The sequence below is a fragment of the Tenacibaculum agarivorans genome, from assembly GCF_001936575.1.
GTDB classification, from domain to species: Bacteria; Bacteroidota; Bacteroidia; order Flavobacteriales; family Flavobacteriaceae; genus Polaribacter; species Polaribacter agarivorans.
On record NZ_MSMP01000045.1, the window covers coordinates 19,274 to 32,293 of the forward strand.

Genomic DNA, 13,020 nt, shown 5'->3' on the forward strand with positions numbered 1-13,020 from the left:
CTTTTTTGTCATTTAACGATTCTAGAAGAATTAAAACGCTAAAAAAAATATCATATTTTGATTATTTGAGTAAATTAAATAACATTTTTCTATCATACTTTTATATCTCTTTTCAAAACAAAAAAAATGACTAAATATCTAGCAAGAAGAGCCTCTATATTTTGTTTAACAGCGCCTTTTCTTATTGGGTGTTTTTCAAAAAAAAATGATGAATCAATGATTGGTATTAAAGATGAAACTATAACTGAAAAAGTGGACTCTCTACTCTCAAAAATGAGTTTAGAAGAGAAAGTAGGACAAATGAATCAGTATAGTGACTTTTGGGATGTTACTGGGCCTCCTCCAAAAGAAGGGGTTGCGAAAGATAAACTTGAAGATTTAAAAGAAGGATTGGTAGGTTCGATATTGAATATAAATAGTACCGAAGAAGCTAGAAAACTACAGAAAATTGCAGTAGAAGATACTCGTTTAGGTATACCATTGATAATGGGATATGATGTAATACACGGACACAAAACGCTTGCACCAATACCTCTAGCAGAAGCTGCTAGTTGGGATTTAGAGGCTATTGAAAAATCAGCAAGAATAGCAGCAATTGAAGCTTCTGCATCGGGTATTAACTGGACTTTTGCACCTATGGTAGACATCTCTAGAGATCCACGATGGGGTAGAGTTATGGAAGGCGCAGGAGAAGATCCATTTTTAGGGTCGAAAATAGCTAAAGCTAGAATAAAAGGATTTCAGGGTGATGACTTATCAAAAAACAACACCATAGCCGCTTGTGCTAAGCACTTTGCCGCTTATGGTTTTTCAGAAGCTGGAAGAGACTACAATCCTGTAGATATAGGTAACTCAACACTGCATAATTTAGTTCTTCCTCCATTTAAAGCTGCCGTAGATTCTGGTGTAAAAACTTTAATGAATTCATTTAATGAACTTAATGGTATCCCTGCTACTGGAAGTAAATATCTTCAAAGAGATATATTAAAAGGAAAATGGGGGTTTGATGGCTTTGTAGTATCTGACTGGGCTTCTATAAGCGAAATGGTAGATTGGGGACACGCAGAAGATAATAGAGATGCAGCAAGAATAGCAGCAATAGCTGGTTCTGATATGGATATGGAAGGTTATGCGTATGTTAATGAGTTAGCTAAACTTGTAAAAGATGGGGTTATAAAAGAAGAAATCATTGATGATGCTGTAAGAAGAATTTTAACAGTAAAATTTGAACTCGGTTTATTTGATGATCCGTACAGATATTGTGACCCTGTAAACGAAAAAGAAAATATAGGTAAAAAAGAACATCATGATGCTGTTTTGGATGTTGCAAAAAAATCTATTGTATTATTAAAAAATGAAAATAATTTATTACCACTTAAAAAACAAGGGCAAAAAATAGCGCTAATTGGTCCTTTAGCAAATGATAAAAATAGTTCCTTAGGTAGCTGGAGATTAGGTTCTGATGATAACACGGCAGTTTCTGTACTAGAAGGTCTACAAAACTATAAGGGTAATGAAATTTTATTTGAAGAAGGTATAGACTTATTTATTGGAGAAACAGATTTTAGAAAAGAAATAGTTGTAAATACCACTGATAATTCAAAAATCAAAAATGCTATAGCAACAGCTAAAAAAGCCGATGTTGTTATAATGGTTTTAGGAGAACATGGTTTCCAAAGCGGTGAAGGGAGAAGTAGAACAGAATTGGATTTACCTGGTTTACAACAAGAACTATTAGAAGAAGTTTATAAGGTAAATAAAAATATTGTTTTAGTATTAAATAATGGTAGACCTTTAACTATAGAGTGGGCGGATAAAAACATCCCTTGTATTGTTGAGGCGTGGCAACTAGGGTCTCAATCTGGAAATGCAATTGCAAATGTTTTATATGGTGATTATAATCCTAGTGGAAAATTACCTATGACTTTCCCAAGAAATGTCGGACAAATACCTATTTACTACAATTATAAAAACACTGGTAGACCTGTAGAAAATGTACCTGTATTTTGGTCTCATTACATCGATAGTGAAAATACGCCTCTATATCCATTTGGACATGGATTAAGCTATACTACTTTTGAATATAAAAACTTAAAAGTAAATAGCGACAAGCCCACCGTTAATGACAGTGTCAAAGTGACAGTTGACGTTCAAAATACTGGAGATTTTGATGGCAAAGAAGTAGTTCAACTTTATATTAGAGATTTAGTTGGTAGCATTACTAGACCTGTTAAAGAATTAAAAGGATTTGAGTTAATTTCGCTTAAAAAAGGAGAAAGTAAAACTGTTGAATTCGTTTTAACCAAAAATGAATTAGGATTCTTTGACAATAATGGAGATTTTATTGTTGAACCTGGAAAATTCAAAGTTTTTGTAGGTGGTAGTTCAATAACCAAACTAGAAGAGAACTTTGAAATTATAGAATAAGCTGACTCCAAGATTACTTTTGGCACAGTTTATGCTAAAATACATATGAGTACGGAAGACGTTCTGTACTTTCTTTTTCATAGCAATTTTCCCACTCATTTTCATGAGTGGGTTTCTTTTTTGATTAAACACCATTATTTATTGAAATTTTAGAATTGTTCCCCTTTTCCTACATTGGGATTTAAAAGATTATTAATATCTGTGTTTTGGACCTGACCATTCATATCTAAATCTGCATTATTATATCCTGAACTTCCCAACTGTTGAATTACAGCATTAATATCAGCATTCTGAATCTGCCCATTACCATCATAGTCTCCTACAGGCATTGCATAATATCCATTACCCATATCATTAACAGCATTGGTACCACCCAATATATTAGAGACTTCTGTAAAATCTATTTTCGTACTAAAAGGACCACTTCCGTTTAAAAGGTGTATTGTATTTGTAACAATAGGTAAATGATTTCTATGCGCTACAGCAATATAATAGTTGCCTCGCCAAGCAGACAATTCTAGTGTCGATTGATCGTCTACTGCAACGACACTACCACTTCTTTGTAGGAAAGCAGATTGTCTATAAAGAATTTCATTGATATCATTAGGGTTTCTTAATTGAACCTCTACCCAATCTACAATTGATCCTGGTCCTGGACTAGAAGTTGAAGTAGGATCTCCGTTAATGACATCACTATAAGGGGAAGTGGTTGGTAAAAGATTATTATCATTTAGATCGTCTCTCATAATCATTGGACCAGAAACTTCAAAAGCACCTTCTAAAATCACTTTTAGATCTACTTCTAAAGATTCACAGTTTACATCGAAACTCGTTTGATCATCTTTATTAGTGAAGTTTGTATCGGCATAATCTACATCATCTACTTGCACGCAATATAAGTTAGGATTATTTCTAAGATGCACGAAAGACATTTTTGTATTGTTTCCATTACGTAAATTTAAAGATGACAAATTGTTATTAGATAACTCTACTGTAACCAACCCTGTAAGTTTTGAAAGGTCTAAGTTTTCAATACTACTCTGGCTTAAGCTAAGCCTTTGCAATGTAGTATTGCCTCCAAAAACAACCTGTTTTAAATCTGTATTACTTACAGTTAATCTTTCTAACGCTGTATTCTTACTTACATCTAATGTTGAAATAGTACTAGCAAAGTGTAGGCTTAAAATCTCTAATTTTGTTAAAGTACTGATCTCAATACTTGTCAAAAAACTATTACGATCTATTGTAAGCCCTTGTAAATTTGTATTCGCACTTAAGTCAACTTCAGTAATATCAAGATCTGTTAGCGCTAGTACTTCTAAATCTCTGAAATCTTCTAAACCTGTGAGATCTGAAATATCTGTATTTCTAAGGATCAATGTATTTTCCTCCTCAATTAAAGCTGTGGGGATTCGCTTATCTCCAGGACTATCGTCAAGACGACTTAAGGCTGCCTCAAAATACGGATCAGGAACACTAGTATAACGGCAATAGGTATCACTAAAACCAGTAACCGCTTCTACTGTCGCCCAACTTGTATTTACAACGTCATCTACTCGAATACAGGTTAAATTGATGCTTCCAGTGCTATTAAATTCTCTAAGGTTAATATTTCCCCCACTTTGCAAATTTACACGTGTAAGGTTTAAATTATACTGAACATCAACTTGTTGTAATTTATCATAATCACTCAGATCTAAATCTGATATCTCATTCCCATTCAAATTAATCACTTCTAAAAAATTTGATCTAAATGGAAGCTTAATTTCTGTAAGGTTATTGTCACTAGCGTATACACTTGCAATAGCACTACTTCCACTTACATCTAAGGCGGTTAGTTGATTTTCACTACATCTAAGAAATTCTAATCCATCATTTGCAAAAAGATTTAGTGTTTCCAATTGGTTATCAGCAATTGTGAATCTTTCCAATTCTGAATTCCTAGATAGATCTATAGTTGTAAGATTATTTTCGTCTAATTCTAGTTCAAATAATAATGTGTTCTTTGAAACATCTATATTAGTTAACAAATTAGCACCAAGGTCTAAAATATTTAATTCGGTATTTTTAGAAAGATCTATATCTGTAATAGCATTTGCTTCTAAATATATTTCTATTAATTCCGTATTCTTAGTCAAATCGATTGTAGTTAACTCATTTCTTGAAAGAAACAAATATTTTAGCGCTGTATTGTTAGAAATATCGATGCTTTCCAATACATTATCTTCAGCTTCTAATGTTTCCAAAGCTATAAAATCTTCTATTCCACTAAAATTTTCAATCCCTTTATTAGAAACATTTAAGGAAACTAAACCTTCAATCAATTTTGTAGGTACTTGTTCATCTCCTAAAGTATTATCAAGATCTAAAGCATATAAGGCTGCTTCAAAATTATCATCTAGAATACTGGTGTAACGACAATAGGTATTGGAAAATGTTACTGTATTATCGTAATCCCAACCATCTGGAATTGCAGATTCGTCGTCTATTAAAATACAGCTGAGCCCAGGGTTACCTCTTACATCTACATTTATAATATTCGTGTTTTTTAAGTTTAAATAGTTAAGGTTTGCCTCAAATGCCGTTAATTTAGTTAATCCATTATTGGTAGATAGATCTAAAAACTCAATGTCTGTAGAAGAAATATTGAGTGTTTTAAGATTAGAGTTATGAGAAACATCTATAGCAGCAATTTCCGATTCTCTAAGATTTAAGGTTTCTAATAATGATACACTACCCAGATCGATCTCTGTTATTTTGGTATTTTTTAATTTTAACTCTCTAAGTACATCAAGCCCAGAAATATTGATACTTTGTAATGAGGTACAGGAATTACAATTGAAACTTTCTAAGAATGTATTATTAGAAAGATCAATAGTCTCCATATTATTTCCTTCTAGGTTTAAATCTGTTAATCCTACAAAATCTTCAATACCTATTATATCTGTAATTCCAAGATCAGCAAGATCCAAAAAAGAAACTTTTTCTATTAGTGCTGTAGGTACTTCCCCATCTCTTGGTTTATCATCATAACCTAAACTTTCCAGTAGCATTTCAAAAGCTAAATTAGGAACAGAAGTATATCGGCAATAGGTCTCACTAAAACGGACTAGGCTGTCAATATTTGTCCAGTTAGCTGTACTGTATGTTTCATTATCTACTAAAATACAAGGAAGATTTGGGTTATTTGGTGCATAAAAAGAGGTAATACTAGTGTTATTACCATTTTTAAGATTGAAAAAATTGAGATTTGTTTGAGAAACGGAAATATGTTCCAAAACGATATTGGTTGATAAGTCTAAACTCTGGATAGATGTTTTATCTAATTCTAACTCTTTTAAGGCTACAAGATCAGTAAGATCAATTGTTTCAAGTTCTGTTATTTCAAAAGCAATTAATCTAACTAAAGCATTGTTGGTGCTCAAATCCAAATCACTAATATTAGTTTTGTATACAAACAATTCTTTTAAAGCGCTTGCATCTGTAAGATTGATAGTGGAAATAGTACTTTCTGATACATTTATTGAAGTTAACGATGCTGTATTAGAAGCATCTAACGAAGTAGTAATTGCTCCTGAAGCCTCTAATAAGGCTAAATTATTCATGCTACTTATATCTACAACTTCGATACTATTATTACTAATATCTAATGATTGTAACCCCTTAAAATCTTTAATCCCTGTGATGTCTGTAATATTAGCATTTGATACATTTAATGTGTTCACCATTTCAATTAAAGCTGTAGGTACTTGTCTGTCATTAGGAGTATTATCATAACTACTTAATGCAGCTTCAAAATAAGGGTCAGGAATGGCTGTATAACGACAATAGTCCTCACTAAAATTAGTTTGGCTATCAATTTGAGTCCAATTTGCAGTACTATATGCTACATCATCTACCAATATACAACCTAAGTCAGTATTGCCTGTAGCATCAAAGTCTTCTGTGTATGTATTTGATCCATTTCGTAAATCTAGAAGGCGTAAATTATTATTACTCACAAAAAGACCGTTCAATCTAGTCATTGTCGTAAGGGTTAAAAATTCTAAATCGTTATTATCTAAGTATACCTCATAAAGGTTTGTATTTGTAGAAAGGTTAATCTCCTTAAGCAGATTGTTTTCTAAACGTAGTTCATTAAGCACTGTATTTGTAGAAAGGTTTATACTCTTTAATTTATTATCTCTGGCATCAATTCTATCTAATGAAACACAATTTGTCACCTTTAAATTTTCTAAATCATTTTCTGAAACTACTATATCAATAAGCTTTACATTCTTTGAAAGATCAAGAGCTATTAAATTGTTATTTTCAATAGATAAGTCTGTTAGTTCTGTATTAGCACTTAGATCGATACTGGTAATATCATTATTACCTAATGAAAGGGTTTCTAAGTTGGTATTCTTACTTAGATCTATAGTTTCAAGTACATTATTAGCAGCAAATAAAGTCTTAAGAGCAATAAAATCTTCAATACCCGTTAAATCTTTGATACCTAAGTTCTCAATGTTAAGATCGGGTATGGTTTCTATAGCAGCTCTTGGTACTCGTCCGTCATTAGGCATATTATCATACATGCTTAATGCAGCTTCAAAATTGGGATCAGGAATACTGGTATAGATACAATCGCGATTTGAAAAAGTGGTTTGTGAATCAATACTTGTCCAATTGGTTGTACTGTAATCCACATCATCAACTGCTACACAAGTCAGGTTAGGATTATTTGAAATAACAAATGTTTGTATTCTGGTATTATTTCCACTTTTCACATTGAGATAGGACAAATTGTTATAATTAATTCCGACAACTACTATTTGAGGATTATTTCTTAAATCCATCGATGTCAAATTATTTCCTCCAAGAAAAAGTCTTCCTATATTAACATTCTTACTAATATCTAAACTTGTTAAGCCGTTATCTTCTAAAACCAATACTCGTAACTCTGTATTTTTACTTAAATCTACGGTAGGCAGTTTATTATTTTTAAGACGTAAAGTAATTAAAGAGGTATTACTACTTAAATCAACGGTACTAAGATTATTATTATCAACAATAAGTGTTATTAACGCTACAAAATCTTCAATTCCGGTTAGATCTGAAATACCTTTGTTTTCTAAATTAAGACTTGTTAAATTTTCAATTAAAGCTGTAGGTACTTGTTTATCATTTTCAATATCATCGTAGTCTAAAGCATTCAAGACTGCTTCAAAGTTGGCGTCAGGTATTGCTGTATAACGACAATTATAATTTGAAAAATACATTTGCGTATCGATACTTGTCCAGTTAGCGGTGCTAAAATCAGCATCATCTACAGAAATACAACTCAAATTGGGGTTGTTCATTATTTCAAAAGACATTAGGGTTGTATTATTCCCGTTGTTTACCCTTAAAAAGTTTAGATTATTTTCTCTGGCACTGAATGAATTCAATGAGGTAAGCGTAGATAAATCTAAAGCCGTTAGATTGTTATTGTTTAAGTGTAATTCTCTTAAACTTGAAAGGTTAATCCATGTAATATTAGAAAGCAGGTTATTATTAAGGTTTATATGTTCTAGAAATGAATTATTGCTAAAATCAATTGAAGTAAGATTACCTCCACCTTCTACATCAAGATGTCTTAAACTAGAATTACCATTCAGATTTAAATTGGTAATAGGACAATTGTTCAAATTCAATACCTGCAAATTTGTTAATGTATTCAAGTTAATATCCGAAAAAGCATTGTCAGATGCATATAGTTCTGTAAGTGAAACAAATGCTTCTATACCCGACATATTTGAAACACCTTTTGAACTTATATCCAGTGATGTAAGTCCTGCTATTGCAGAAGTTCGTACTTGCCCGTCACCTGGTGTATCATCAATATTTAGATCAACAAGAGCTTGTTCAAAACTATCATCTTGGATCGGTGTAAATTCTTGTGCATTGCTTATGGTTGTTCCTATACACCATAGCAATACTAGTGTGTAATATTTTTTCATCGTGTTTGGGGTTTAAAATTGTTCACCTTTACCTAGGTTTTGCTGTATCATATTGAGATCTATATTTTGTATTTGACCGTTCATATCGACGTCAAATATGCTGTAACCAGAATTTCCTATTTGTAATATTGTAGTATTGATATCTGTATTTTGTACCTGACCATTCCCATCTACATCACCCAAAGGCATTCCATTATATCCACCAGCTAAATGTATTAATGCTGAATTTCCTCCAGCAACATTTGCTGTATTGGTAAAATCAATTGAAGTGGTAGTGCTTGTAAATGAATAGGTTGTATTCGACACAATTGTTAAGTGATTTCTATGCGCAATAGCTAGATAAAAATCGCCTTGTACTAAACTGAATGATAAGGGGGAAACACCATCAGTATCAACGATTGCTCCATTTCTAAGTAACAAGGCAGATTTAGTAGTCTCTATTTGCGTAATATCAGTTGGATTTCTTAATTGAACTTCTACCCAATCTACCACAGCATGTTCTCCTGTTGTATTAAAAACAGCAGCTTCACAAGTTTCATCGTTATAAGGTGAAATGGTTGGAATTAATATTGAAGTATTATCACGTAAATTATCGTGCATGAGAATAGTTCCAGAAGAGGTTTCAAATGCTCCTTCTAAAATTACCTCAGGAGAAACCGAGAAATTATACCCACAATCTTCGTTAAAATTTGTCGTGCTATCAATATTGGTCCAGTTAGTTGTTGCATAGGTAACATCATCTACTTGAACACAAGTTAGGTCTGAATTACCTGTAATATCTAAGTAATCTATTCCTGTATTATTCCCATTTTTGAGATTTAATGCTGTTAAACCACAATTGATCACTTCAAAGTCTAACAAAGCACTAAATTTACTTATATCCAGATACCCACCAATAGCGTTATTAGAAAGATAGATATATCTCAAATTTGGATTATGAGTTAAATCAATTGAAGTAAGATTATTGTTGTATATGTATAATCCCGTAAGGTTTGGGTTGTTTGATAGATCTATTTCTGTAATCGCACAATCGGAAACATCCAAATCTTTAAGAACGGTATTTTTAGAAAGGTCAATTGCAGTCAAATTAGGCAATGCCCAAGCACTTAAATCTTCTAGCAAAATATTTTGAGTGACATTGAGTTCGTTAATATCATTACTATGTACACTTAGCTCTTTTAATTGCTTATTCTTAGTGACATCGATAGTTGTTAAGCTATTTCTATTAATAAGCAAGGTCTCTAATTTTGTGTTCTTGCTTAGATCGATTTCAGAAATATTATTTACTACAGCACTTAATAAGGTCAGGTTCGTGTTTTTTGATAGATCAAGTACTGTTATATCATTGTTTCCACAATATAACTGTTCTAAACCAGTGAAATCTTCTATCCCTGTTAAGTTATCAATTGATTTTCCCTCTATACGCAATCGAAATAAGGTTTCAATATTAACTGTAGGTACTTTTCCATCATTAGGATCGTCGTCATAATCTGAAAGTGCAGCTTCAAAATTCTTATCTAATATTGTTGTATAACGACAATACGTCTCTCTAAAACGTACTTGAGAATCAATACTCTTCCAGTTGTTCGTGCTATAGTCTACATCATCTACGGAAATACATGTTAGATTTGCATTTCCTGTAGTATTAAAAAATGAAATACTCGTATTGGTTCCGTTTCTAATACTCAGTGTTTCCAAGCTATTGTTAGATACATTGACAAAATCCAATGCAGTAGCACCATTAAGATTTAATGCCACTAAAGCATTATTTTGAACTTCAAAATCCCTCAGAATTGTATTAGCTCCTATGGTTAGACTTTCTAAACCATTATCTGTAATGGAAAGATTTAATAATGCTGTATTAGTTGTCAGATTTAAGCTAGTAATTGCATTGTTGTCTGCTGCAATTTGAGTTAAAGCAGTATTTATACTCACATCTAAACTTTCCAAATTATTTGAATCTATTTCTAAATCTTCAAGGTTGGTATTATTGCTCAGATTGATTGTGGTCAGTTGATTGTCACGAACATTCAAAAATTGTAATAACGTATTTTTTGTTACATCAATTGAGGTCAGTGCATTATTATTAGCAGTTACAAGTGTCAAATTTGGATTTAAATTTAATGCTAACGTATTCAGTGAGTTATTCGCTACGTTTAATGTTTCAAGAGCCTTGAAATCTTCAATTCCTGCGAGATTCTCAATTGATTTTGAAGGGATAGATAATGATGTTACTACTTCTATCAATTTTGTAGGCACGCGCCCATCTCCGGCTTCATTATCATAACTTGATAGCGCTGCTTCAAAATTCTTATCTGGTATTGCTGTGTAACGACAATACGTTTCACTAAAACTTGCTTGAGAATCAATACTCTTCCAGTTGTTTGTACTGTAATCCACATTGTCAACCAAAATACACGTAAGGTTAGCGTTTCCTTCAACGTTAAAATTAGTAATGTTGCTATTGTTACCGTTTTTCACATTTAGCGAAGAAAGATTATTATTGTTTACTGTTATGACTCTTAATCTTTCATTTTGGCTTACATCTAAATCAGTAATGGCATTATCTCCTGCAAAAATTCGCGTAAGTTTGGTATTGTTACTTACATTTAAACTTGTTAAATTATTATCTTCTAATAATAAAAAATCCAAATTGGGATGCGTACTAACATTTAAAGATGTTAGCCCATTACTTCTTGCCGAAACTGAAATTAAATTTGAAATACTTGTTAAGTCTAATGATGTGACTGAATTGTCATTAAGGCTTAAGTATTTTAACGCAGTAAAGCCTTCAATTCCAGCTAGATTAGAAATGTCTTCTCCATTTACATTTAATTCTATAACACCTTCAATTTCAGCTGTAGGAACTTTAAAATCTCCAGCTTCATCATCATAATCCGAAAGAGCCGCTTCAAAATTCTTATCTAGTATTGTTGTATAACGGCAATACGTTTCCCTTAAACGAACACCTTCATCAAAACTTTCATCCCATAATATATGATTTGCTGAAGCACTATCTACTACAACGCAAGTTAAGTCTGGATTTCCCTTAGCATCTAACAACATATTATGATTATTCCCATTTTTTAAATTTAGTGCTGTAAGATTATTATTATCAATTAGTAATGTTCTTAACTCAGGAAGTTCACTTATATCCAAACTTCTTAATTTATTATTTTGAGCATTTATTGTCCTTAGTATGCTAGAGGGGGGTAAAATAATTTCCTCTAGTTGGGTATTATTCTCTAATCTTATGGCCTCTAACTTGGTGTTACTACTCACATCTATCGTACGGATATTATTTTCATTCATTCTGATAGAAATTAAATTGGTATTCGAACTCAAATCAATCTTAGTGATCGCATTTTTTTTGATATATATCCTTCGTAATGCTTCAAAATCCTCAATCCCTGTTATATCTTCTATTTCATATTCATCGATAGTAAAAGTGCTAACGTTTTTAATTAATGCGGTAGGCACTCGTCCATCGTTTTCAATGTCATCATATTTTTTACTAAACAAATAGGCTTCGAAATTCGGGTCTGATATTTGGGTGTATTCACAGTATTCGGTCTCCGTAAATTGGGTGTGCGCGTCAATTTCTTCCCAATTAGCGGTTGCATAAGCAGCATCATCTACCCTAACACAGGTCAAACCTGGATTTCCTGCTAGTTCTATGTACTCTATACCTCTATTATTCCCATTATCAATTCGAAAACTCTTTAAATTGTTACTATCTACATATACATATTCAAGTTCAGTATTCAATGATAAGTCAAGACTTGTCAGCTCATTATCACCTATTTCTAAATTCGTCAAAGAGGTGTTCTTAGATACATCAATATTGGTTATTTTATTGTTAGAAATAGTTAAATCATCTAAAGCCGTATTTGAACTTAGATCTATAGTAGTTAATAAATTATTTTGAATCGCCAAGCGTTCCAAAGCCGCACAATTTTGGATATTGATATTCGTAAGTTTGTTTCCTAATAATCCAATTTTTTCTAGTGCTACATTAGTGCTCAAGTCGATGGTTTCTAAATTGTTAGACCGTAAATCAAGATCTTTAAGCTTTGTATTTGAACTTAGATCAACATCGGTTAAGGCATTGCGTGTAGCATATAAAGTTTCTATATTTTTAAAATCCTCAATTCCAGTTAAGCTCTCTATAGATTTTCGATACATGTTTAACTCCGTTACATTTTCTATGATAGCTGTAGGTACTCTTCCATCTCCATGATCATCATCGTCATAACCTAATTCTTCTAATGCTAACTCAAAACTTGAATCTGGTATTTGGGTAAATCTGCAATACCCTTCTGTAAAAGAGGTATGATCATCGATATCTCCAGAAAACTTAGTCTCAAAATAAGCTTTATCTGAAACACTAATACAGTTTAGATTGGGATTTCCATAAGCTCTAAAACTTTTAATACTTTTAGCTGCTCCATTTTTAACATTTAAATGGGTGAGTTTATTATTAAAAACCCAAATTGACTTTAAATTAACATTCTTGTGAAAATCTAAACTTGTAAAATTTTCGTTATATAAATGAGCAGATTGTAAATTGGTATTAGTACTTACATCAATATTTAATAAATCATTGTTAGTT

At 32.0% G+C, this 13,020-nt stretch carries 2 protein-coding genes and 1 pseudogene; 1 reads left to right on the forward strand and 2 read right to left on the reverse strand.

Annotated features, from left to right (window positions below; all coding sequences use genetic code 11):
* Window positions 1–126 precede the first annotated feature (126 nt).
* Entirely contained in the window at window positions 127–2,427 is a 2,301-nt protein-coding gene (bglX, locus tag BVC87_RS21050) for a beta-glucosidase BglX (RefSeq protein ID WP_075344381.1), read from the forward strand.
* 149 nt (window positions 2,428–2,576) lie between these two features.
* On the opposite strand, the gene BVC87_RS21055 is transcribed toward bglX, so the two are convergent.
* Both BVC87_RS21055 and BVC87_RS23570 read right to left on the reverse strand, forming a co-directional pair.
* Window positions 2,577–8,408: a hypothetical protein gene (locus tag BVC87_RS21055; RefSeq protein ID WP_075344382.1), complete on the reverse strand. Its 5,832-nt coding sequence runs from the start codon at window positions 8,406–8,408 to the stop codon at window positions 2,577–2,579.
* Between the two features lie 12 nt (window positions 8,409–8,420).
* A pseudogene (locus tag BVC87_RS23570) lies at window positions 8,421–13,020 on the reverse strand (hypothetical protein); the annotation flags it as partial.

Excerpts from the sequence above, each read along its gene's own strand:
- bglX (WP_075344381.1), top strand. The coding sequence starts at position 127 with ATGACTAAATATCTAGCAAGAAGAGCCTCTATATTTTGTTTAACAGCG.
- BVC87_RS21055 (WP_075344382.1), bottom strand. The coding sequence starts at position 8,408 with ATGAAAAAATATTACACACTAGTATTGCTATGGTGTATAGGAACAACC.